The sequence below is a fragment of the Frankia sp. Mgl5 genome, assembly GCF_023242985.1.
GTDB classification, from domain to species: domain Bacteria; phylum Actinomycetota; class Actinomycetes; order Frankiales; family Frankiaceae; genus Parafrankia; species Parafrankia soli.
In genome coordinates this window covers 17,885-41,041 of record NZ_JALKFY010000798.1, presented here as the reverse complement: position 1 = coordinate 41,041, position 23,157 = coordinate 17,885, and the positions used below count along the sequence as shown (strand labels likewise).

18 protein-coding genes are annotated in these 23,157 nt (G+C 71.7%); 9 read left to right on the top strand and 9 right to left on the bottom strand.

Going from position 1 to position 23,157, the window contains the following annotated elements; all coding sequences use genetic code 11:
* Nucleotides 1-76: 76 nt before the first annotated feature.
* The gene (locus MXD62_RS28365) at nt 77-1,279 is read right to left on the bottom strand and encodes an amidohydrolase family protein (protein ID WP_071064907.1); all 1,203 of its coding nucleotides are present in this window, start codon (nt 1,277-1,279) and stop codon (nt 77-79) included.
* A 438-nt stretch (nt 1,280-1,717) separates the two neighbouring features.
* Entirely contained in the window at nt 1,718-2,275 is a 558-nt protein-coding gene (locus MXD62_RS39420) for a PPOX class F420-dependent oxidoreductase (protein WP_308301342.1), read from the bottom strand.
* A 289-nt stretch (nt 2,276-2,564) separates the two neighbouring features.
* On the opposite strand from MXD62_RS39420, the gene MXD62_RS28350 reads away from it, so the two are divergent.
* Complete coding sequence (locus MXD62_RS28350) at nt 2,565-3,986, top strand: FAD-binding protein (RefSeq protein ID WP_248832449.1); 1,422 nt, start codon at nt 2,565-2,567, stop codon at nt 3,984-3,986.
* Between the two features lie 38 nt (nt 3,987-4,024).
* Nucleotides 4,025-7,621 carry a BTAD domain-containing putative transcriptional regulator gene (locus MXD62_RS28345; protein ID WP_248832448.1) on the top strand — a complete coding sequence of 1,199 codons (3,597 nt, stop codon included), beginning with the start codon at nt 4,025-4,027 and terminating at the stop codon, nt 7,619-7,621.
* A gap of 209 nt (nt 7,622-7,830) precedes the next feature.
* Here the strand turns inward: MXD62_RS28345 and MXD62_RS28340 are convergent, their stop codons facing one another.
* The 3 genes from MXD62_RS28340 to MXD62_RS28330 form a co-directional block, all read right to left on the bottom strand.
* Entirely contained in the window at nt 7,831-8,274 is a 444-nt protein-coding gene (locus tag MXD62_RS28340; RefSeq protein ID WP_248832447.1) for a nuclear transport factor 2 family protein, read from the bottom strand.
* Nucleotides 8,275-8,334: 60 nt separating this feature from the next.
* Nucleotides 8,335-8,766, bottom strand: coding sequence for a TIGR03618 family F420-dependent PPOX class oxidoreductase (locus tag MXD62_RS28335; RefSeq protein ID WP_248832446.1), 432 nt, complete (start codon nt 8,764-8,766; stop codon nt 8,335-8,337).
* Between the two features lie 248 nt (nt 8,767-9,014).
* A complete protein-coding gene (locus tag MXD62_RS28330; protein ID WP_020464569.1) occupies nt 9,015-9,353 on the bottom strand; it encodes a 4Fe-4S binding protein in 339 nt (112 codons plus the stop codon).
* 572 nt (nt 9,354-9,925) lie between these two features.
* Between MXD62_RS28330 and MXD62_RS28325 the strand changes: the two genes are divergently transcribed.
* Complete coding sequence (locus MXD62_RS28325; protein ID WP_248832445.1) at nt 9,926-10,930, top strand: AAA family ATPase; 1,005 nt, start codon at nt 9,926-9,928, stop codon at nt 10,928-10,930.
* A gap of 107 nt (nt 10,931-11,037) precedes the next feature.
* Here MXD62_RS28325 and bluB read toward each other — a convergent pair whose 3' ends face one another.
* Together bluB and MXD62_RS28315 are read right to left on the bottom strand one after the other, a co-directional pair.
* The gene (bluB, locus tag MXD62_RS28320; RefSeq protein ID WP_248832444.1) at nt 11,038-11,724 is read right to left on the bottom strand and encodes a 5,6-dimethylbenzimidazole synthase; all 687 of its coding nucleotides are present in this window, start codon (nt 11,722-11,724) and stop codon (nt 11,038-11,040) included.
* Between the two features lie 40 nt (nt 11,725-11,764).
* The gene (locus MXD62_RS28315; protein ID WP_248832443.1) at nt 11,765-12,913 is read right to left on the bottom strand and encodes an acetyl-CoA C-acyltransferase; all 1,149 of its coding nucleotides are present in this window, start codon (nt 12,911-12,913) and stop codon (nt 11,765-11,767) included.
* Nucleotides 12,914-13,642: 729 nt separating this feature from the next.
* On the opposite strand from MXD62_RS28315, the gene MXD62_RS28310 reads away from it, so the two are divergent.
* The 6 genes from MXD62_RS28310 (at nt 13,643) to MXD62_RS28285 (ending at nt 21,580) form a co-directional block, all read left to right on the top strand.
* Nucleotides 13,643-14,203 (top strand): Trp biosynthesis-associated membrane protein, encoded by a 561-nt coding sequence (locus MXD62_RS28310; RefSeq protein ID WP_248832442.1) that lies wholly within the window; start codon nt 13,643-13,645, stop codon nt 14,201-14,203.
* A gap of 86 nt (nt 14,204-14,289) precedes the next feature.
* Entirely contained in the window at nt 14,290-16,902 is a 2,613-nt protein-coding gene (locus MXD62_RS28305) for a glycosyltransferase family 2 protein (RefSeq protein WP_248832441.1), read from the top strand.
* A 27-nt stretch (nt 16,903-16,929) separates the two neighbouring features.
* Complete coding sequence (locus MXD62_RS28300; RefSeq protein WP_251082442.1) at nt 16,930-18,516, top strand: galactose oxidase-like domain-containing protein; 1,587 nt, start codon at nt 16,930-16,932, stop codon at nt 18,514-18,516.
* 135 nt (nt 18,517-18,651) lie between these two features.
* Entirely contained in the window at nt 18,652-19,824 is a 1,173-nt protein-coding gene (locus MXD62_RS28295; RefSeq protein ID WP_248832439.1) for a glycoside hydrolase family 6 protein, read from the top strand.
* A 151-nt stretch (nt 19,825-19,975) separates the two neighbouring features.
* Nucleotides 19,976-20,599, top strand: a complete 624-nt coding sequence (locus tag MXD62_RS28290; RefSeq protein WP_248832438.1) for an SCO family protein — start codon at nt 19,976-19,978, stop codon at nt 20,597-20,599.
* Nucleotides 20,600-20,743: 144 nt separating this feature from the next.
* A complete protein-coding gene (locus tag MXD62_RS28285) occupies nt 20,744-21,580 on the top strand; it encodes a methyltransferase domain-containing protein (protein WP_248832437.1) in 837 nt (278 codons plus the stop codon).
* On the opposite strand, the gene MXD62_RS28280 is transcribed toward MXD62_RS28285, so the two are convergent.
* The gene (locus MXD62_RS28280; RefSeq protein ID WP_248832436.1) at nt 21,529-22,422 is read right to left on the bottom strand and encodes a helix-turn-helix transcriptional regulator; all 894 of its coding nucleotides are present in this window, start codon (nt 22,420-22,422) and stop codon (nt 21,529-21,531) included. The two genes, MXD62_RS28285 and MXD62_RS28280, sit on opposite strands and share 52 nt — an antisense overlap.
* Nucleotides 22,419-23,150 (bottom strand): DUF4184 family protein, encoded by a 732-nt coding sequence (locus tag MXD62_RS28275; RefSeq protein ID WP_248832435.1) that lies wholly within the window; start codon nt 23,148-23,150, stop codon nt 22,419-22,421. Before MXD62_RS28275 ends, MXD62_RS28280 begins: the two co-directional genes overlap by 4 nt.
* Nucleotides 23,151-23,157: the final 7 nt, after the last annotated feature.

The window sequence follows — 23,157 nt, the reverse complement described above, 5'->3', positions numbered from 1 at the left end:
GGCATCGCACGAGTGATCCGTGCGATGCCGGCCAGGCCGGTCTGTCAGGGCGCGACCCGCGAAAGGCGGGACGTCCTCAGGCTGCGAAGGGCAGCTTCAGCGCCTCGGCGAGGTTGCCGCCCATCACTCGGGCGATGTCCTCCTTGGGCAGGCCCTCGAGCTCGTTCACGTAGGAGACCGGGTCGGACATCCCCTCGGCGTGCGGGTAGTCGGATCCGAAGACGACCCGGTCGACGCCCAGGAGATCGATGAGGCCGCGCGGGTTCTCCTCGTGGAACGGGTGGATCCAGACGTTGCGCTTGAGCACCTTCAGCGGGTCCTCGTCGTACAGCTTCGGGCTGTGCGCGTACGAGGTGCCGACGGCCTCGACGAAGGGACGCACCCATCCGGAGCCGTTCTCGACGGGCAGGATCCGCAGGCTCGGGAACCGCGTGAGGAGTCCGTGCCCGATCAGCGAGGCGACGGTGTCGAAGATGCCCCGGCCCTGGAGGTGCATGATGTCGAGGAAGGCGGACGGCGAGGCGAACGGGAGGTGCTCACCGTCCTGCCGGCCCTCCCACATGTTGTAGTAGCGGGTCAGGCCGTCGTCCGAGGAATGCAGGCCGACGGTGATGTCCGCCTCGACGACCTTCTGCCAGAACGGGTCGAACTCGGGCAGCGCGAACGACCGGAAACCCTCGTAGCCGGGCACGGGAGCCGGCCGGATGAGGATGATCTTCGCCCCGCGCTCGAGAATCCACTCGAGTTCCTTGATGGCCTCGCTCACGATCGGCAGCGTGATGACCGGCGTGGCGAAGATGCGGTCCTCGTAGTTGAAGCTCCAGTGCTCGTGCATCCACTGGTTCAGCGCGTGGACGACCACGTGCGTGGCCTTCGGGTCCATGCGGAGCCGGTCCTCGAGCAGGCTCGCCAGCGTCGGCCACATGAGTGCCCGGTCGATGTTCAGCTCGTCCATCAGGGCGAGGCGGGGCTCCGGGGAGAAGAAGGCCTCCGGGGAGCGGATCGGCTTGCCCATCAGCTCCCGGGTCGACTTCCCGTCCGGGTTGCCGTTCTTGAAGTAGTCCTCCCAGGCGCCCGGCCGCGCGACGACACTGAAGGTCGGGTTCGGGATGTACTCGGAGATCACACCCCTGACCGCGATCTTGTCACGCCCGTTGACCTGCACATACTTGATCAGGCCGGCGTATTCCTCGGGGAGGAACTTCGTGAATGCGTCGGGTGTCTCGTACATGTGGTTGTCGGCGTCGAAGACGGGAAAGTCGACTTTGGTCGCGGGCACGTATTCCTCCGTACTGGCTGGCCGAACCACTCCAGCCGAATGCCACGAGACAGCCGCGCGACTCCCCGACACAGCACAGGGCCGGGACGCACGACCACCCCTTTTGTCATCACTGACCTGGGAGAAAATTACCACTTATTGATATCGACGTCAATATTGCCTCGGCAGGGTCTCCCGGTCAGACCCGATGGTCCGGGCGCGAGGAGATCCGGGACCGGGAGCAGGAGTCGGAGAAGATCAGGAGCCACCCGGGGCCTGACCCCGGGCGCTCCGGAGATGCGTGGCGGGTGAGCGAGTCGTGGATGACACCCAACCGCCACACTTCCGAACCGCCCGAACCCACAACCCGAACCGGACCCGAAGCCCACAGACCAGGCCTGGAGCCCCGGACGGACAAGAAGTCCTAGCGCCGGGAAGCGGTGGGACGCGCTGTCGCGGTCAGGAGTCGCCCGGGTTCGGTGGGCTCGGTGGGTTCGGTGGGCTCGGTGGGCTCGGTGGGTTCGGTGGGCTCGGTGGGCTCGGCTGGTCGGCGCCCTGGAGCAGATGGGCCGGGAAGCCGCCGCGACTGACCGGACTCCAGCCGTCGACGCGCAGCCGCAGCAGCACCTTGCCCTGCCGGACCATCGCCTGGCGGTACTCGTCCCAGTCGGGATGCTCGCCGCTGACGCTGCGGTAGTAGTCGACGAGCTCCTCGACGGCCGCCGGCTGGTCGACGACGGTGATCGTGCCGTCCACCTGCGCCCACTCCCCGTTGAACTCGTCCGACAGCACGAGGAGGGAGGCGCGCTCGTCACGGCGGGCGTTGCGGACCTTGGCCCGCTCCGGATAGGTCGCGATCACGACGTCGCCGGAGCCGGACACGCCCATCGTCACCGGTGACGCCTGCGGTCTGCCGTCCCGGCGGGTGGTCATGAGGATGCCGCGGTGCCGGGGACGGATGAAGTCCAACAGGGCGGCACGGTCGACGACGACGTCTCGCGCGGCGGTCGGACTCACCCGGCCATCGTAAGACCCGGGGGCGGTCCGGGCCGCTGGAGAAGCGCTCGGCCTCATCGCTGCCGCGCGTTCGGAGCGCGGTGCCTGCTCGCTTTTTCCAGGCGCCTCCGGGCGGTGTGACCAGGCGTCCAAGCCGTACGGCCACGAGGCCCAAGCGGCACGGCGGCGGCGTCCAAGTGGCACGGCGGCGGGGCGCAAGCTGGCGGCGGCGAACGACAAGTGGGGTCCAAGCGGCAGACCGCACGCTCATCTCGTCCCGTTCGACACCGCTCGACCAGACGGAGCCGTCATGTCCTTCACGCCCGACTCCTCGTCCCTGCAGCTGCCGCTGGCCGACCTCGCCGGCAAGATCATCGGCGATGTCCTGCTGCCCGGCACCGCCGCCTACGCCGCGGCCGCCACCCCGTGGAACGTCGCCGTCGCCGTCTCCCCGGTGGCCGTGGTCGCGGTCGCCGACGCGACCGACGTCGTCACCGCCGTCCGCTTCGCCGACGCCCACGACCTGGACGTCATCGTCCAGTCCACCGGCCACGGCGCCCTCGCCCACACCCGGCCGAGCCTGCTCGTCCACACCGGTCGCCTCGACGAGGTCACCATCGACCCGGCCGCCCGCCGGGCCCGGGTCGGCGCCGGGGTGCGCTGGCAGCGGGTGCTCGACGCCGCCGCCGAGCACGGACTCGGCGCGCTCGCCGGATCCTCGCCGCACGTCGGCGTCGTCGGGTACCTGACCGGCGGCGGCCTGTCGCCGGTCGCGCGGACCTTCGGCTTCGGAAGCGATCTCGTCACCGCCTTCGACGTCGTCACCGGGGACGGCGAGCTGCGCCGGGCCACCGCCACGGAGAACGCGGCGCTGTTCTGGGCGCTGCGCGGCGGGAAGGGCGCGCTCGGCGTGGTCACCGCCGTCGAGTTCGAACTGCTGGACGTCGACCGGATCTACGGCGGCTGCCTCTACTTCGACGGCGCGGACGCCGACCGGGTCCTGTCGGCGTGGAAGACGTGGTCGGCGGGGCTGCCGGAGCAGGCGTCGACGTCCATCGCGATCATGCGGCTGCCGGCGATGCCGGCGGTGCCCCCGCCGCTGGCGGGCCGGTGCACCGTCGCGGTCCGCTACGCCTGGGTCGGGGACCCGGCCGACGGCGAGCGGGCGATCGACCCGATCCGCGGCCTCGCGCCAGCGATCTTCGGCGGGCTCTGCGTCATGCCGTTCAACGCGCTCGGGATGATCCACGCCGACCCGGTCGACCCGATGCCCGTCCACGAGCGGTCGGTGCTGCTGCGGGAGCTGCCGGACGCCGCGGTGCGCACCCTGCTCGCGCTGATCGGGCCGGCCGCCGACTGCCCGCAGGTGTTCGTCGAGCTGCGGCTGCTCGGCGGCGCGCTGGCCCGCGAGCCCCGGGAGTCGAGCGCCGTCTGCCACCGGGAAGCGGCTTACTCCCTGCTGACCATCGGCATCGCCGCCCCGCCGATCGTCGAGGCCACAGCCGGGCACGCCGCCGCGGTGATGGACGCGGTGCAGCCGTGGTCCGGTGGAATCTCCGCGCCGAACTTCGGCTCGACCACGGACCCGGTGCTCGTCGCGCTCAAGTACGACATGGCCGCGCTGGCCCGCCTCGCCACGCTCACCGCCAGCTACGACCCGCGCGCGCGGATGGCCGCCTCACACCCGGTGCGGGCCGCCGCCGGTCTGGTGCAGTCGCGGGCGCGGTCCTGATCCCGCATCCCGCGAGCCAGTGCCGCGAAGACGGCATCATGAGGGGCGTGCCGTACTACCGCCTGTTCGGGCCGATCGAGGTCGTCCGGGACGGCCGGCCGGTCCAGCTCGGCGGCCCCAAGCAGCGGGCGGTACTGGCCGCCCTGCTGCTGGACGCCGGCCGGGTGGTCTCCGTCGACCGCCTGGCCGGCGCCGTGTGGGGCGACGAGCATCCGCCGAGCATGCTCTCCAGTCTGCACGCGCACATCTCCAACCTGCGGCGGCTGCTGCGCGACGACGAGCGGGCCACCTCACCGATCGTCCGCCGCACCCCGGGCTATCTGGCGGACGTCCCCCCGGACGACCTGGACCTGCGGCTGTTCGAGCGGGAGTGCGACCGGGCCCAGGCCGCTGCCGACACCGGGGACTGGCCGGACGCGGTGGCGGCCGCCGACCGGGCGGCGGCGCTGCGCCGGGGCCCGCTGCTCGCCGAGTTCGGCGACGAGTCGTGGGTGCGCGGCGTGGCGAACGCGGTCGACGAGCGGTGGGCGCAGTGCGAGCGGAGCGCGGTCGTCGGCCTGCTCGGCTCCGGGCGGATCACCGCCGCGGTGCTGCGCTCCCGCCAGCTGGTGCACGACGCCCCGCTAGCGGAACACGCCTGCCACCTGCACATGATCGCGCTCTACCGGGCGGGGCGCGCGGCCGAGGCCCTCGACGCCTTCCGCGACCACGCCCGGAGGCTGGCCGACGAGCTCGGCCTGGAGGCCAGCCCGGCGCTGCGCGACCTGCAGGGCGCCATCCTGCGCCAGGACCCGGCGCTGGATTCCTGGCCGGCCTCCCCCCGCACCGCCGACCGAGCCACTCCCACCGACCCGGCCAACGCCTCCACTCGCCCAACCAACGCTTCCATCGGCCCAGCCACCAGCGCCGCCGCGGCCCACGCCGGCAACCCGATCGCCGCCAACCCGATCGCCGCCGACGCGGCCCGCACCGCCGCCCCGACCACCATGGCCGGCAGCGGGACGTCCGAAGGCGAGGGAACGCCGGGAGTCCGGTACGGGGAGCTCGTCGGCCGGGTGCGCGAGATCGCCGTGCTCGACTCGGTGCTGTCCGAGGCGATGGCCGGGCCCGTCCGCTGGGTGGTTCTCACCGGCCCCGCGGGCATCGGTAAGAGCCGGCTCGCCGAGGAGGCCGCCGCCGGCTGGCACCGGGCCGGCGGGGCGGTCTCACGGACGGGGTGCCCCGACGACGACGCCGTACCGCCCTGGTGGCCGGTGCGCCAACTGCTGCGTGACCTCGGCGCCGACCCCGACGACCTGCTGACCCCGCCGAGTGGCGCCGACGCGGACGCGGCCCGGTTCGTCGTCTACGGCCGGGTGCTCGACGCACTCTCCGAGGCCGCGCGGACCCGTCCGCTGCTGGTGGTGGCCGAGGACGTCCACTGGGCGGACACCGCGAGCCTGCGGCTACTCACCCACCTCGCCGACGCCGGGGCGTGCCCCGGGCTGGCCCTCGTCGTGACCGCCAGGGACGTCACCGGCCGCCCCGAGCTCGACCGGCTGCTCGCCGCCGCGGCCCGCCGGCACGGATCACGGCGGTTGGCCGTCCCACCGCTGACCGAGGGTGAGGTGTCGGAGCTGGTCAACCGGATCAGCGGCCAGGCCATCGACGACGCCGAGGCCGCTGAGCTGGCCGACCGGACCAGCGGGAACCCGTTCTTCGTCTGCGAGTACGCCCGCCTGCCCGCCGAGGACCGCGCCGGCGGAAAGGTACCCGTCGCCGTGCGCTCGGTGCTCGGGCAGCGGCTCGCCATCCTCGATCCGGCGGTGCTCCAGGTGCTGCGCGCCGCCGCCGTCATCGGCGACGTCCTGGACATCGACCTGCTCGGCAAGGTGACCCGGCTCGACCGCGACGAGCTCGCCGACCTGCTGGACGAGGCCTCGGACGAACATGTGATCGTCCAGGCCGCCGGCACCGGGCGGTACATGTTCGCGCACGCGCTGCTGCGCGACGAGGTCGTCGCCGGGATCTCCAGCCTGCGCCGCCAGCGGCTGCACCTGCGGGTGGCCGAGGCCCTCGGCCCGGTGGACGGTTGCCCAGTCAACGGAGGCTCCGGCGGGGGCGAGGCGCTCTCCCGCCGGGCCGCGCATCTCGCCGCCGCCTGGCCGCTGGCCGAGTCCGCCGACGTGTTCGACGCCTGCCGCGCCGCCGCCCTCGACGCGGAGCGCCGCTGGCAGTCGGAAGCCGCCGCGCGCTGGTGGGGCCAGGCGCTGGACGTCCTCGACCGGAGCGCCGGTGATCTCGACATCGACCGGGACGAGGTGCTCATCGCGCGGGTCAGCGCGCTCGCCCGCGCCGGGCGCGGCCAGACGGTGCTCGACGTCGTCGACGCCGGCTTGCTCGACGCGGTGCGCCGCGGGCGGCTCGACTCGGCCGGCCGGCTGGCCGCCACGCTGCTGCGGACCAGCGGATCCTGGCCCTGGGCCGTCTACGGCGACGACCCGGCGCCGCTGCTCGCACGCCTCGCCGGCCTGGAGACCCTCGTCGCCGCCGACCCCGCCGCGCACGTCCGGGTGCTGGCGGCGCTCGCCGTCGGCAGCGCCTACGACCCGGACGGCTCCGTCCCCGACCTGCTCAGCCGCCGGGCGATCGAGCTGGCCGAACGCATCGGTGACGACGAGGCGTTGGCCGACGCGCTGCTCGCCCGGGCCGTGGCGTTCTCCGGGATCGCCGAACGGGCCGCCGAGTCCGTCGAGCTGCTCAACCGGCTGGCCACCGTCCCGCACGCCAGCGCGCAGATCGACGAGGTGATCGCGCACGGGCTGCTCTACCTGGCGAAGACGGAGCTGGGCGACCCGGGGTCCGCCGAGCACGTCCGGCTCGGCGCGCTCGGCAGCGACCTGCTGCGGCTGCCGGCCAGCCGGGTGCAGTTCCGCTGGGCGCAGGGCTCACTGGCGCTGTGGCGGGACGACGACCTCTCCACGGCGGAGGAGATCTACCACCACGCCTTCGCCCTGCACCGGGAGACCGAGCTCTACGAGAGTGGCGCGTACCACCTCGCGCTGCTCGCCCTGTGGTGGGAGCAGGGTCGGCTGGACAATCCCGTCGAGCCCGACGAGCCGGTGCCGGTCAGCCCGTTCGTCCCGTGGGCGCCGACGCTGATCGCGGTCGCCCGCGGCGAGCCTGATGCCGACAAGCTGCTGATCGCGGAGATCGCGCAGGTCGAGCCGGTCACCTGGACCACCCACTCGCGGCTGACGATGCTCGCCCACGCGGTCGCCGACCTCGGCCTGCGCTCACAGGTCGCCACGTTGACCGCACGGCTGACGCCGGTCGCGCACTGCGTCGCGAACGTCGGCCAGTGCGGCTACGTCGGCACGGTCGCGCTGGCCCTCGCCCGGCTGGCCGCACTGGACGGCGACCTCCCAGGCGCGCGCGAGCACCTGCGGACCGCCGTGGAGGTCTCCACCCGCGCGCAGGGCGTCGGCGCTCTGCTGCGCTGCCGCCTGTTCGCCGCGGAGCTCGCCGCGCTCGCCGGCGACCCCGTGGACCTCGACGACCTGCGCGATGTCGCCGACCGCGCCGCACGCCGCGGCATGATCGGCGTAGCCCGCGACGCCCGCGCACTCCTCACCCGTCACATCGACCCGACCTGACCGCGGCCGGGAGGCCGGCTCGTCCGGGAGTGGAGCCCTCGTAAGGACAGGATGTTCACCAGCGCCCATGTCCGCATCGCCTGGGAGGCGTTGCGCGACCGGGGCTGGTCCGAGGCGGCCCGACCGGCACCGTAGGTTAACCTGCCCCGTTATCCCTGACCTTGCCGACGGGAATACCACGACCCGCGTTCGCGGGGGGTCGATTTCCGTCAGGCGGTGGCAGGTCCGGTCATGTCGACGCGGAGGCGGGTCAGCGTCGAGGAGGCGATCCGCCAGGAGCCGTCAATCTTCGCGTAGGTCTCGTGGTAGTGACCGAAACCGGTCATCGCGTGGCCGTTCGCGAACCAGATCCGGTCCTCCATGGCCCAGATGCCGGTGGCTTCCGACGGCGAGGTCAGTGTGATCTCCGGGGTGTGGCCGTGGTGGACGGTGACCGCGTCGGAAAGATGCGAGCTGACGAAACCGACGAACGCGTCGCCACCGACGATCACCCCGCCGCCCGACCCGGTGGTGTCGACCACCAGGTCGTCGGTGAAGAGCCCGCGCATGCCGTCCCAGTCCTTCGTGTCGAGCAGCCGGAAGTAACGGGCCTTCAACTGCTTGATGGCCTCGACGTCCTTGCTCACCTCGAAGCTCACCGCGAAGTCGTCCACGGGCGTTCCTCCACTTCCCGGCGTTTCCCCGACCTGCCAGTCGTCCACGAGGCGGGCCCGTCAGGCCCGGTGCAGCAGGCCGTACAGGCGGTTCACCTCAAGCCGCATGACCATGCGGCTTGCCTCGAGCATCTGGTGGTCGAACGCCGGCCGCTCCGCCGCCCCGTTGAAGACCGAGTGCACGGCGTACAGCTCGTCCGTCGCCTCGTCGCCCGGCGCGCTCGGGACGGCCAGCGTGACCTCGCCCTCCGCGACGGCGAAGTTGAAGAAGTCGCCGCCGGGCACGTGCAGCACGGCTCTGGGGTCGCGGAGCAGGTTGCGGCCCTTGGCCCGGACGCCCGTCGTCGAGACACGGACCAGCCGGCGCTCGGCGTCGGCAACGTAGTAGACATTCGAGAGGTGGGGCAGCCCGGTCTCGCCGATCGTGGCAAGAATGCCCTCGTTGCGGCTGGTGACGGCCTCCCAGAGCGCGTCCTGGCTGGGCGGTCTCACCACGACCGCCCCGACCGGCGTGACCGTTCCACCAATGATCCCCCAGACGATCGCCGCGGCGTCCGCTCACCGTGGCGGCACGCCGCCCCTCGGCCACGGACGGGCATCGCAAGCACGGCTTCACGGCGCTGCTTCTCCCTGGTCGAGTATCGACCAGGGAGCGGACCAGGCGCATCTGTCTGGAGGCCGGCGGCGATCACCCGCCGGCGTGGCCTCGTGGCGAGGTGCCCCTCCACCCGCCGCGATACCTACTTCTTGTACGCGGCGACGAATTCCGAGTCGGCATTGATCTTGCCGACCTCAGCGGCACCGCCCGGCTCGCCGAGCGGCTCGTCCCGGCCGGGCAGGACCTCGGAGAAGAACAGTTCCTCGCTCTTGATGAAATCCTGCTCCTCGTCCGGGACCATCTCGTCGATCATCGCCGCCCCGACCGGGCAGGCGACCGCACACGCCCCGCACTCGGTGCATTCGTCGGGGTTTATGTACATCTTGCGGTTTCCCTCGTAGATGCAGTCGGCCGGGCATCCGCCACCCAGGCACGCGCCGTCCTTGACATCGATGCACGCGGAGGTGATCACGAATGGCATGATGATATCCTCTCCAATCAGCCGAACAGGACGGCGGCCGCCGACCGCGGTGCACCCGCGCCCGACAGCCCGCTTTTCTCGGCCGCGCGCCGACCGGAGTAGGCCGAATTCCGGCGAACCCGCATAGATTATTGGCGGGCGCATGTCACAGCGACGCTTCACCCGGTAAACGACAGGTAACGAAGAAAACTTTCCGTTTACCGAAAAAGAAATTGAGCAAATGCGCCACGCCGAAACATCGCGGGATCTTCCCGAGGATAACGCTTTCATAAGCGGTATCCCGCGACGCCCGCACGGGGCAGCCCACACGCAGGGCAGCCATGTGGAGGGCAGCCACGCGCGGGACAGCCGCGCGGCACCGCCGCCACCGGCACGGGCCAGACCATCGGCCCGGGAGCGAGCCGGGCACTCCCCGCACCAGCGCCTCACGGCCCGCCCGTGTGCCGGCGCGTCCGCGTGCCGGCCCGCCCGCGTTGTCACCCGGCGGCCCCGCCTCCAGCTTATCGAAAACGATAACGGTTATGATGCCGCTCTGATGCGGCACCGCCGCCACGACCTCGGAGACAGTCACCATGAAGATCGCCTTTGTCGGTAAGGGCGGGAGCGGAAAGACCACGCTCTCGGCCCTGCTGTGCCGCCACCTCGCCGCGCGAGGTCATCCCGTCCTGGCCATCGACGCCGACATCAACCAGCACCTCGGTGCGGCGCTCGGCGGAGCGGGCGGCGAGGAGGCCACGGCGCCGCCGATGGGCGAACACCTCGACGTGATCAAGGACTACCTGCGCGGCAGCAACCCGCGCATCCCGTCGGCCGGGATGATGGTCAAGACGACACCGCCCGGCCCCGGGTCGCGGCTGCTGCGGACGGGTGACGACAACCCGCTGTGGAAGCGTTTCGGCGTGGACGTCGACGGTGTCCGGCTACTCGCGACCGGCGCGTTCACCGAGGACGACCTCGGCGTCGCGTGCTTCCACTCGAAGCTCGGCGCGGTCGAGCTGCTGCTGAACCACCTGGTGGACGGCGCCGGCGAGTACGTCGTCGTCGACATGACGGCGGGGGCCGACGCGTTCGCGTCCGGGCTGTTCACCCGCTTCGACCACACTTTCCTGGTCTGCGAGCCGACCCGGAAGGCGGTCGCCGTCCACGACCAGTACCGGGAGTACGCGGCGGACTACGAGATCACCGTGTCGGCCGTGGGCAACAAGATCTCCGATGACTCGGATGTCGCGTTCCTGCGCGAGCACCTCGGCGCGGACCTGCGCGCCTGCTTCCGCCACTGCCCGCCCGTCCGCGCCCTGGAGCAGGGCCGGCCGTTCCACCTCGACGACCTCGACCCGGAGACCAGGTCATCCCTGGCCACGCTGCAGGGCCTGGTCGACCGGACCGTGCGCGACCCGGAACGGTTCGTGGCGCAGATGCACGAGATCCACCGCCGCAACGCCCGCGCCTGGGCGAACAGGTCCGCCGGCACCGACCTCACCACGCAGATCGACCCCGCCTACCGCCCCCCGTACCCGCCGGTGCCCGAGCCGCGCACGGCCTCGACCCGAATCCCAGGCCGGTTCCCCACTCGCTAGCCCCACCCCACCCGGAGTTGCGTGGCGGGTTGATGACTCCTTCCCGGGCCCCGCCCCCCGGGGTGGTGGCTCCGGGTGGCGGCTCCGGGTGGTGGCGTGCGCTCCGGTCAGTCCGGGGGGCCGGTTCCGTTCCCGACCGTTGCCTCGGCTTCGGTGGGGGAGGGCGTCCAGCGCTCGTGGTGGACGACGGCGTCCAGGGGGCGACGGTGGGCCCAGCCGTGGCGCTCAAGGTCGGGGGTGGACTCCAGGTGGGTCACCGGTCCGAGGCAGAGCCAGGCCACCGGGCGCAGGCCCGCCGGCAGGCCGAGCAGCTCGCGGACGAAAGCCTCCTGGTAGAAGGACACCCATCCGACGCCGAGCCCTTCCGCCGTCGCCGCCAACCAGAGGTTCTCGATCGCCAGGCACACCGAGTACAGGCCGGCGTCGGCGATGGCGTGCCGGCCGAGGACGGCCGGGGCGCCGCGGGACGCGTCGTAGGTGACGGCCAGCGAGAGCGTCGACTCCAGCACGCCGTCGATCTTGATCTCCGCGAACCGCTCGGCCCGCTCGCCGCTGAGCGTGGCGGCGAACACCTGCCGCTCGTGCTGGACGTGGGCGTGCAGCGCCGCCTTCGTCGCGGCGTTCGCCACGACGATGAAGTCCCACGGCTGGCTGAGGCCGACGCTGGGCGCCGCGTGCGCCGCGGCCAGCACACGGCGCAGCACGCCGGGCCCGAGCGGCTCCCCGGTGAACTGCCCGCGGACGTCCCGACGCTGCCGGATGGTCCGGTAGAGCGCCTCGGCGACGGGATTCACTCCGGCGGATCGGGGTCGGGGATCCTCCGGGAGCGGCTGGTCAGTCAGCGACGAGTTCCACGATCGCGGCGTTGGCGGTGCCGCCGCCCTCGCACATGGTCTGCAGCCCGTACCGGATGCCGTTGTCGCGCATGTGGTGGGCGAGGCGGGTCATCAGGATCGCGCCCGAGGCACCCAGGGGATGCCCGACCGCGATGGCGCCGCCCAGCGGGTTGAGGACCTTCGGGTCGGCGCCGGTGTCCGCCAGCCAGGCCAGCGGGACGGAGGCGAACGCCTCGTTGACCTCGAACGCGCCGATGTCACCGATGGAGAGCCCGGCCCGGGCGAGGACCTTCTCCGTCGCCGGGATCGGCCCGCTCAGGACGAGCAACGGGTCGGAGCCGACGACCGCGCCGCTGTGGTAGCGCACGATCGGTCGCAGGCCCAGCTCGCGCGCCTTCTCGGGCGTGGTCACGAGCAGCGCGGCGGCGCCGTCGGAGATCTGGGAGGAGCTTCCGGCGTGCAGCAGGCCGTCCTCGCCGGTGACGGGCTTGAGCCCGGCGAGCTTCTCCGGCGTCGTGCCGCGCCGCAGGCCCTCGTCGACGGTGAACGGGCCGGACTCGGTCGGCACGGCGACGATCTGCTGCTCGAAGGCGCCGGCGTCGATCGCCGCCGCCGCGCGCTCGTGGCTCAGCGAGGAGAACTCGTCCAGCTGCTGGCGGGAGAAGCCCCAGCGGCGCGCGATCCGCTCGGCGCCGACGATCTGGTTGAAGTCGGTGCCGTCGTAGCGTGCCTTGGCGCTCGGCCCGTAGGGCTCGCCCATCTGCCGGGTGGCACCCATCGGGATGCGGCTCATCGACTCGACACCGCCGGCCACGACGAGGTCCTGCTGGCCGGACATGACGGCGAACGCGGCGTGGTCGAGCGCCTGCTGGCTCGATCCGCACGCCCGGTTCACGGTGACCCCGGGGACGCTCTCGGGCCAGCCAGCGGCGAGGACGGTGTACCGGCCGACGTTGCTCGACTGGTCACCGAGCTGGGTCACGCACCCCCACTGGACGTCGTCGACGAGCGCGGGATCGATCCCGGTCCGGTTGACGAGCTCGTTGAGCACCAGGGCGCCCAGCTCCACCGGGTGCACGCCCGCCAGGGAGCCGTTGCGCTTCCCGATCGGCGTGCGCACCGCCTCCACGATCACTGCTTCTCGCACGGCAGTCCCTCTTCTCTCGTCCCTGTGCCCAACCGTGCCACAGTTCGTGCCTTGACGTCCCTGCCGCCCGACTCGTTCCGGGGCCCACCGTGACGAGTGGCACACGAGCACGCGCCGGGGCTGCGCCGTGCGCGTCGGCGGCACCGTCGTAGACGTCGACGACACCGCGCGGGCCGTTCTCCTGTTCGTCCCGACCCGCGCGTCGATCGGGCTCGGTGATCCCGACCACCGTTCGGGCACCCTCGTTGGTGTCGAGATTCGCCGGGTGCCGCACGTTGATTCGGGACCGCCACGAAGACGCGGCGGCTGGCTACGCACAGACGTCGTCGCGCTCCAGGCAGGCCAAGTAGCACGCACGCGAACAACTCCGGCCGAATAATTGACGCTCCGGCGTGCGTGAGCAGTGTGGCCGATGGGCGACCGTCCGCCACCTTCGAGCCTTCGTAGCAGAGAAAACCCGAGAGCCCGACACTCACGTCACTGTAATGACGTGGTTGCGCTCACGGCACGGTGAACCGTTACGTGAGAGGCACGCAATCATGGCCCGTAAAGCACCACGAGCCAGGGCCCACAGCGGAGGTATGTACGATGACGGCCGATTGACGGCAAGCACTTCGTGTTCCTCGAGGGTGGGATACATCAATGGGGGCGGATTCACCAGCGAGGCCGCGGCCGAGCGGAGCAGAGACGAGAACTCTCCGCTTCCGGCTCGTCACCGCGACTGGACCGGTGTGCTCGCTCGCCGGTGTGATCGCCGCACTCGCGTCGTTCCGTCCCTGGACCCACGCGACCCTCGCCGACCGGGGCGCCGATCTCCTCGTCGTGAACCAGACGGGTTGGGAGCTCGCGCCGGCGGGGCAGCTTGTCTTCGCGGTCGGGGTGGTCGTTACTCTGCTCGTCCTGATCCCACCGGCCGAGGAGAACATCTGGCTGCGCCGACTGATCCCGGTCGCAGGCCTGGTGATGGTCATCATTCCGCTCACCGCGCTGCAGACCGCTGAACCGGTGGCCCGCAAGCTCGAACGGCTCCGAATCGGAACCTTCCAGACCGAGAATCCGGCGGCGACCCACGGAACCGCGTTCGGTCTCTGGGTCATTCTGGCGGCCGGAGCCGTCATCCTGGTCGCGGGATGCGTACGGCTGGTGTTAGAGCGAAGCACACGACCCGGCGGCGACGTATCCCGGCCCACAGACGCCGCTTCCCCTCCGGCGGGCCGCGCACCCGACCACGAGCTCAGCCCCGAGCGTGAAGGCGACCCCGACCGCAGCCTCGACCGCGACACATCCTGACCTGACCGCGGAGTCCCGCGCCGAATTCCACAGGTTCACCCAGGATCCGTTCGGCACCATCTCCGCGACGACCGTTTGGGACAGCAGTGGCATACGACTACGCGACCTTCTCGACGCTCGCCGGGCCGTTGACGCGCCCGGCCGAAGGTGCGGTGCACCATGTCGAGTACCGGCGTCTCATGGCGGGTCGTGTGCTCTGGCAGGTCATGCCGCTGCTCATCGCGACGCTGGGCCTGTCGTCATTGTTCTTCGTCTGGCTTCTCCAGCCGGCCCACTATCCGAACACGAAATACCTCCCGACGTCCGTGGCGATCGGGAACCACATCATGTTCTGGCTGATCGTGGTCACCGAGGGTATTCGGCTGCTGAGCTCCATCATCCTGTGCTGGTCCTCGATGATCATGCGCGACCCGGTGCCGGTGCTGCCGCCCCCGGGGCTTCGAGTGGCGTTCACCACGACGATCGTGCCGTCCAAGGAACCGGTCGACATCGTCCGGGACACCCTGATCGCCGCCCGCAACATCCAGTACAGCGAGCAGATCGACGTCTGGCTGCTCGACGAGGGCAACGACCCGGCGGTGAAGGCGATGTGCCGGGAGACCGGTGTGCACCACTTCTCCCGCAAGGGCGTGGACAAGTGGAACACGCCGAAAGGACGGTTCCGGGCCAAGACCAAGCACGGCAACCACAACTCGTGGCTTGACGCGCACGGCCACAAGTACGACGTCGTGCTCTCCGTCGACCCGGATCACATCCCGCTGCCGAACTTCGCCGACCGGATGCTCGGGTACTTCCGCGACCCGAATGTGGCCTTCGTGGTCGGCCCGCAGGTCTACGGGAACTTCCGGCACTACCTGACCCGGGGCGCCGAGGCCCAGAACTACATGTTCCACTCGGTGATCCAGCGGGCCGCGAACCGTTTCGCAGCCGGCATGTTCGTCGGCACCAACCACGCCTACCGGGTGGCCACCTGGGAGCAGATCGGCGGATTCCAGGACTCCATCACCGAGGACCTGGCGACGTCCTTCGCCGTGCACGGCGCCCACAACAAGGTCACCGGCCACCGCTGGACGTCCGTCTACACCCCGGACGTGGTCGCCGTCGGCGAGGGCCCGGCGAACTGGACGGACTTCTTCAGCCAGCAGTTGCGGTGGGCCCGGGGCGCCAACGAGGTGATGGTCACCGAGGCGCCGCGGCGGCTCAAGGCGCTGAGCTGGGGCCCGCGCCTGCACTACCTGACGCTGATGGTGCACTACCCCACCGTCGCGATCACCTGGATCATCGGCAACCTGCTCACCGTGTTGTACATGGCGCTCGGCTCGACCGGCGTCGTCGTGCACGTCTCGGCCTGGCTGGCGCTCTACGTCGACGTGTTCGTGGCCCGGATGCTGCTCTACTTCTGGCTGCGGCGGTTCAACATCAGCCCGCACGAGGAGAAGGGCAGCGCGGGCATGAGCGGGATCTTCGTGTCCGTGCTGTGCACGCCGTTCTACTCGACGGCGCTCGTCGGCGCGCTGACCCGCCGCAAGCTCGGCTTCGTCGTCACCCCCAAGGGGAACGCGGCCAGCCCGGACCGCCTGGTGACCTTCCGCAAGCACCTGTTCTGGGCGGCGGTTTCCGGCGGGTCCGTGGCCGGCGCCGCCGTCTTCGGTCATCTGTACCCGGCGAACATGGTCTGGGCCTCACTGTCGATCATCACCTGCCTGATTCCCATCGGGCTGTGGCTGATCGAGCCGATCCTGGCCCCGCGGCGGGCGGTGGCTCCCAATCCGCTGCCGGCCGCCCACATCCCGCCGCAGCGCACCGGCGACCGCGGGCCCGTCGACCCGGCCACGATCGAGACGTCCACCCTCGACCCGAGCGCGGCGGACACGACCGTCATGGGGGCGATCGGCGGCGGCGGTGCCGGTGGGAGAGGGCCCGGCGGAACGGGATCCGGTGGGAAGGGCTTCGGGACCAGGCCGGCCGACGTCGACCCGGCGACCGTCGGCACGCCGCTCCCGGAGGCGCCCGGCACCGAGCGGACGGTTCCCCCCGTCCCCCCGCCGGCGCCGCCACTCACCCAGCCACACCCGATCCGGCCGGCGCGCCCGAACCAGCCCCGGCCCGCCCAGCCACGCCGGGCGCAGCCGGGACGTCCCGCCGCGCCCGGACGGCGGCGGCCCAGGCCGGCGCACTTCCCCGAGCACGCGGGCACCGGTCGGGCGGAGTGGGAACGCGACGATCCGACGCTGACCGGCCTCGAGTCCGTCGGTGCCCGCGACGCCGCGGGGGACCGCGGGGATGCCGAGCAGCCACCGGCCCCGGGCCGGTTCAGCGACGACACCGTGCGCACGGCGAAGCCGAGGATCGCGGCCATCGTCGCCGCCGACGACGCGAACAGCCCCGGTGCCGGTGCCGGCACGGGCGCTCCTGAGGACACGGTCCGAACCTCCCGGCCGGTCGTCGGCGCCGTTCTGGCCGCCGCCGGGCTGCGGCGCGACTCGGCGAACCCCGACGATGTCGATCAGGACACGATCGTGACTCTCCGTTCCCGGCAGGGGTCGCCGGAGGAGGTCCTCGCCGCCCGGCGGGCCGCGCTCGCCCGGGAGGGCCGCTCCCCCGCCGGCGTTCCGCACTACACCGAGGACGTCACGATGACCCTGCATCCCCGCCGCCGGCGGGTGTCACTCGACGGCCTGTTGGAAGAGATCGGCTGATGGCCATGACGAGAATCTGATGGGACGATGAAAATAATCAGCGGGCCGCGTCGATGGCGAGTGGTCCAGGTCTGCTGCCTAGCCATTGTCATCGTGGCCGGGAACGGCCCGTTCCTCAGCGCCTGGGCGACCGACAAGTACGACACCTGGCGCTCGCACCAGCCGGACTACATGCGTCAGTACGGCCGCTGGGACATCGTCGCCGACCCCGGTTCACGCTCCATCCACGCGGCGATGCTGCGCACCGGGAAGATTCTGCTGCTGGCCGGTTCGGGAAACAATCAGGCCAACTTCGACGCGAAGCGCTTCGAGACCATCCTGTGGGACCCGGTCGCCAACACCTTCAAGCAGATCTACACCCCGTGGGACGTCTTCTGCGCCGGCCAGGCGTTTCTCCCGAGCGGTGACCTGCTCATCGCCGGCGGTACGAAGAAGTACGAGGTCCTCGCCCAGGACTCGCCGGACGGCAAGAAGCAGGAGTACCAGGGGCTCAAGGACAGCTACACGTTCAATCCGCAGACGGAGCGGTACGAGAAGACCGGCGACCTGAACTTCGCCAGGTGGTACCCGACGCTGGTCACTCTGGCCAGTGGCCAGGTGGTCGCGGTCTCCGGCCTGAACGACAAGGGCGACATCGACCCGGGCAACACGGAGTGGTTCGACCAGGCGAACCGCACATGGATCCACAACGAGGGGCTGGTCAAGGAGTTCCCGACGTACCCGTCGCTGCTGCTCGCCGGGGACGGGCGGTTGTTCTTCTCCGGCGCGAACGCCGGTTACGGGCCGGCCTCACTGGAAGCCCGCCAGCCCGGATTCTGGAGCCTCACCGACGGTACGTTCCAGGCGGTTCCGGGTCTGCCCCAGCCGGAGATCAACGAGACCGCGGGAACGGTGCTGCTGCCGCCGGCCCAGGAACAGCGGGTGATGTTCGTCGCCGGCGGCGGCGTGGGTGACACCCAGGTGGCCACCGCCCGCACCGCCATCGTCGACCTGGACGACCCGAACCCGCACTACGTGCAGGGGCCGAACACCACCGTCGCGAAGCGGTACCCGGGTGTCGTCGTCCTGCCGGACGACACCGTGCTCGTCTCCGGCGGCTCCACCGCCTACCGGCAGAAGGACACCCAGACGGCGGAGCTCTACCACCCGGACACGAACACCTTCACCCCGGCCGCCGATCCGCTCGTCGGCCGGGACTACCACTCGAGCTATCTACTGATGCCCGACGGCCGGGTGGCGGTTTTCGGTTCGAATCCGCTGAGCGACGACAACTTCTTCGAGACCCGGATCGAGATCTACAGTCCGCCGTACATGTATCAGGGTGAGCGGCCGGTCATCAAAACCGCGCCGACCTCGGTGACCCGTGGCACCACAATCGATCTGGGTGTCTCGCAGGATGTTTCCAAGGTCCGCCTGATCCGGCCGGGCGCCTACACGCACGTGACCGACACCGAGCAGCGCTCGGTGGCCCTCCCCGTGGTCAGCCAGGCGAACGGCAAGGTAACGGTGAGTGTTCCCGACAACGCCAACCTGCTCCCGCCGGACTGGTACATGCTCTTCGTCGACAACGGCAAGAACATTCCGTCCGTCGCCACCTGGGTGCAGGTCCAGTGAGCCCACACCCCCACCATTCGGGCCAGCCGGACGGTCAGTACTAGCCTGGGACGGGTTCAATCGGCGCAGCACAGGCGTCTGGCCCGGCCGGCTGGATCACGGAAGCCTGGATCGCGGGAGCAAGGGGGATGCCGGGTGACCGTCCGGGCGGAAGACGGCAACGGACCGAAGCCGCGATGGCGCGAGCTTCGGGACCGGCCGGGTCGGCCAGGCCGCGCCCGCCTGCGGCGCCGGGCCTGTGCCGCCGGGGCGACGGCGGCCGCGGTGCTCGCCCTCGCCGCCTGCGGCGGGGGCTCGAACCCCACCCCGGTAACACCCTCTGTGGCCGTAGCCACACCGGACGTCCCCACCGGTCCACTGACAGCGGTCGGACCGAACTGTCCGGCCGGCGACCCGGCCGGCGCCCAGCGGCCGGCCGAGTCCGCCTCCTCCCCCGATCCGGCTCCGGCGGCACCCTTCCTCCTCGACCGCAACAGCCAGGCGGCCGAGGAGGCGAACCGCGACCCGGCCCGTGCCCAGACCATCGCGCCGCTGGTCAACACCCCCACCGCGTTCCCGGTCGGCGACTGGCTGCGGGACGTGTCCGGCGAGGTCCGCACGCGCGTCTCCGCCAGCCGCGACACCGGCACGACCGCGATCTTCATGATCTACGCGATCCCGCACCGCGACGCGGGTGCCGGACACTCCGCCGGCGGCCTGCCCAACGCCGACGCCTACCGGACGTTCACCCGCCAGGTCGCCGGCGCGATCAGTGACGCCCGCGCGGTCGTCGTCCTCGAGCCGGACTCGCTCGGCCAGATGGACAGCCTGCCCGCCGACCAGCAGGCCGAGCGCTACGCGCTGCTCAACGACGCGGTCGGCGTCTACGGCGCGCTGCCCAACACCAGCGTCTACCTGGACGGCGCGAACTGCGGCTGGACGGCCGCCCCGGTGATCGCCGACCGGCTCCTACGGGCCGGGATCAAGGGCGCCCGTGGCTTCGCGGTCAACGTCTCGAACTACTACCGGACCGAGGACGAGACCGCCCGCGGCGAGGTCGTCTCGGCCCTGACCGGCGGCACCCACTTCGTGGTGGACACCTCCCGCAACGGCCAGGGCCCCGCCGACGGCATCCAGGACCCGTGGTGCAACCCGCCGGGACGCGGCCTGGGGATCGCCCCGACGATCGAGACAGGCTCACCGCATGCCGACGCGTTCCTCTGGATCAAGACCCCGGGTGCCAGCGACGGCGAATGCGGACGCGGCGACCCCGAGGCCGGCGCCTGGTGGCAGCAGCAGGCGGAGGAGTTGGTCCGCCTTGCGGCCTGAGCGGCCTGAGCGGTCTGCGCCGCCCGAGGGGTCTGAACCGCCAGGCCCGCCAGGCCCGCCGCGCCCGGAGCCTCGACGGGACCGGCAGGACCGACAGCGCGGGCGGCGCGGGCGGACGTCCACCGGCCTGGCGTGCGCCGCGACGGCGGCCGTGCTGCTGTTCACCGGGGCGGCCTGCGGCTCCGGGGGCGACGGCTCGTCCGGCCCGGCCGTGGTCGATCTCAGCGAGGCCAGCGGGGCGGCCGGGGTGCGCGGTGTGTCTCTCGGTACCCCCGTCGCGAAGCCCACCACGACGCTGGTCGACACCGCCGGGGCGCCGTTCGACCTGCGGACGGACCAGGCGACCGCCGGCCGGGTCACGCTGGTGTTCTTCGGGTTCACGAACTGCCCCGACATCTGCCCGACCACCATGGCCGACCTCGACGCGGCACTGGAGAGCCTCTCCGCGGCCGACCGCGACCGGATCCGGGTCGTGTTCGTCTCGACCGACCCGGACCGCGACACCGGGCCGGTCATCCGCCGCTGGCTGGACCAGTTCGACGCGTCCTTCATCGGCCTGACCGGCACCTGGCCGCACATCAAGGAGTTCGCCGACGCACTGGACGTCGCGATCGAGCCGGCGGTGCGCGAGGCCGACGGCACCGTGAACGTGACGCACAGCGCGCAGGTGACCGCGTTCAGCCCGGACGGCACCGCCCGGGTCGCCTACCTGACGGGCACCTCGGTCGCCGACTACGCCCACGACCTGCCGTTGCTGGTCCGCGGCAAGACCTGACCCGCGCCTGCCGGCGCGGCCGCCCGTCGGGCGCGACAGGACGGCGTCCTGTCCGGTGCGGCCGGCCGCCCGGGCCGGCCGCCCGCCGTGACGGCCAGGCGACTGTGCGGCCCGAAGTCCCGACCCGCGTACTAGCGTCGCCCCGTGACTGATCACGGTGAAGGCGGCCAGAACGCCTATGTGCTGACCCTCGATTCGAGTGAGCTGGCTCGCTACCAGTTCATGGCGGCGGTGGCGAAACAGGACGAGTCCGCCGAATGGACCGCGGCCGGGATCGTCCCCGGCGCGCGGGTCGCGGACGTCGGCTGCGGACCGGCCGCGCTCGCCCTCGCCCTGGCCTCCGTGGTCGGACCGACCGGGAAGGTCGACGCCGTGGACCGGGACCCCGACGCGCGGGCGCTGGCCGGGCAGGTCGTCGCGGCCGGGAAGGCCGACAACATCTCGATCACCGAGGGGTCCGCGGATGCCAGCGGACTCCCGGCGGCCAGCTACGACACGGTGATGATGCGCCATGTGCTCGCCCACAACGGCGGTCGCGAGCAGGCGATCGTCGACCACCTCGCGACGCTGGTGAAGCCGGGCGGCTGGGTGTATCTCCTCGACATCGACGCGTCGGCGCTCCGGATCGTCGGCGGCCCGCCGGCAGTCACCGACATCCTCGCGCTCAACGAGCGATACCACTGTTTCCACGCGGCCCTCGGCAATGACCTGTCCGTCGGGCTGCGGCTCGGCTCCCTACTGCGCACGGCCGGGCTCGTCGACGTCCATCACCGGGGCTGGTACAACGTCAACGAGCCGCCACCGGGGATACGGCCACCGTCCTGGGCCGCCGTACCGGCGATGACGGCCGCCGGGCACGCCCACAGCGACGATGTCGGACGCTGGGAGAAGGCGTTCGCCGAAGTGGACGCCGCCACCGACCGCCCGACCTATTTCGTCCCGGTGTTCTCGGCCCGCGCCCGCCGACCGGTCGCCGGGTAGCCCGCCTCCTCCGCGAGCCAGCGGCTCGGCGGCACCCCGGCCAGTGCGCGGAACTCGCGTGCCAGGTGTGCCTGATCGAAGAATCCGCAACCGGCCGCCAGGTCCGCCAAGGTGAGCTCCCCCGTGTCCCCGGCCACGGCGCACCGGGCGAGCAGACGGCGGGCGTGGTCGAACCGGATGACCCGGGACGCCGCCTTCGGCGTCAGGCCGATCTCGGTCCTGAACCGGCTCCGCAGGTGACGTGCGCTCCATCCGACCTCGGCCGCCAGGTCCACCACCGAGACGGAGCCTCGGGCACGCTCCAACATCGCCCATGCCTCGGCGATCTCCGGCGCGACCGCCGACGTCCGGCACTCGGCCCGCCGGCACAGGATGTCGTCCAGCACCGCGAACAGTTCCACCCAGCCGGAGGCGGCCCGCATCCGCTCCCCCGCCTCCGCACACACGTCGCCGAGGACCGCATCCGCCGGAAGGTCCTGGTCGGCGAGTTCACCCGCGGGCAGGCCGAGGAGCGCCCTCGCCCCGAGCGGCCGCAGCGCGACCTGCACTCCCGACTGGGCGCCGTCGTGTGAGATCAACGCCGGCGAGGTGTGCAGTCCGCCGAGCAGCGTGTCGTAGCCGCCCGGCGCCTGATGCGGATCAGGGTGGCCGACAACGATCAGCGGCTCGTCCAGGGTGAAGATCAGAGTGAGGTACGGCGAGGGCAGGCCGCGGTGCAGGGCAGGTGCGACCCCACGCTGGCGGTAGCCGCTGTACCAGGCGATGTACGGGCGCAACGCGGGCACCGGCGCCGCGCGGACGTACTCGTCCACCACGGCGAACGTGTCGGCTGGCGTGGTCATCGCTCCAGTGTGCGGCCCGATGCCCGCCATCCGGCGGCGACCAGGAACAGGCCCGCCACCAGCGCGATCACACCGGTGACGACGCCGCGGAAGACGACGGCGTGCAGCCCGTTCGACGCCTGCGCCAGGCCGACGACAGCGCCGACTCCCGCCGCCAGGGCCACCACCGCCGGAAGAACCGCCGCCTCCGCCGAGTACCGCCGTGGCCGCCGCGGTCCCCGTGGCAGCGCCCGCAGGTGGACGACGACCGCCGCCGCGACAACGACCAGCCCGGCCGCGCCCATGCCGTACTGAAGCCACTTGTAGCCGGGCAGGGCTCCGTGGTCGGCGCTCAGCCAGGCCACATGACGGACACCCCACCGGTCTTCGTGCGTGAAGGCGTCCCACCCGGTGTGCGTCAGGCCTCCGACGACCGCGGCCACCGGGGCCAGCAGCCACTGACGTCCCGTGGGCCGTGCCCGGGGAGGCAGCCGCAGCCTGACCGGATCCGGAGCCAGATCGAGCAGGGCATCGCGAGCCAGGCAGAACCAGAGGACCAACGCGACCAGCGACAGCAGCGGAACGAAGGTCACGACACCGAGCAGACTGTGGCTGAGGTGGTACATCGCCGACCACCCGAGGAACACGGGCACATCAGGAACCATCGACCCGGCCACCATCGCACTCATCGGCAGCCCGAGCCGCCGCAACGGCAGCACCGCGACGGGATGACTCAACGTGAAAGGCACAGTCTCC

Excerpts from the sequence above, each read along its gene's own strand:
- MXD62_RS28350 (WP_248832449.1), top strand. The coding sequence starts at position 2,565 with ATGTCCTTCACGCCCGACTCCTCGTCCCTGCAGCTGCCGCTGGCCGAC.
- MXD62_RS28345 (WP_248832448.1), top strand. The coding sequence starts at position 4,025 with ATGAGGGGCGTGCCGTACTACCGCCTGTTCGGGCCGATCGAGGTCGTC.
- MXD62_RS28330 (WP_020464569.1), bottom strand. The coding sequence starts at position 9,353 with ATGCCATTCGTGATCACCTCCGCGTGCATCGATGTCAAGGACGGCGCG.
- MXD62_RS28325 (WP_248832445.1), top strand. The coding sequence starts at position 9,926 with ATGAAGATCGCCTTTGTCGGTAAGGGCGGGAGCGGAAAGACCACGCTC.
- MXD62_RS28300 (WP_251082442.1), top strand. The coding sequence starts at position 16,930 with ATGAAAATAATCAGCGGGCCGCGTCGATGGCGAGTGGTCCAGGTCTGC.
- MXD62_RS28280 (WP_248832436.1), bottom strand. The coding sequence starts at position 22,422 with ATGACCACGCCAGCCGACACGTTCGCCGTGGTGGACGAGTACGTCCGC.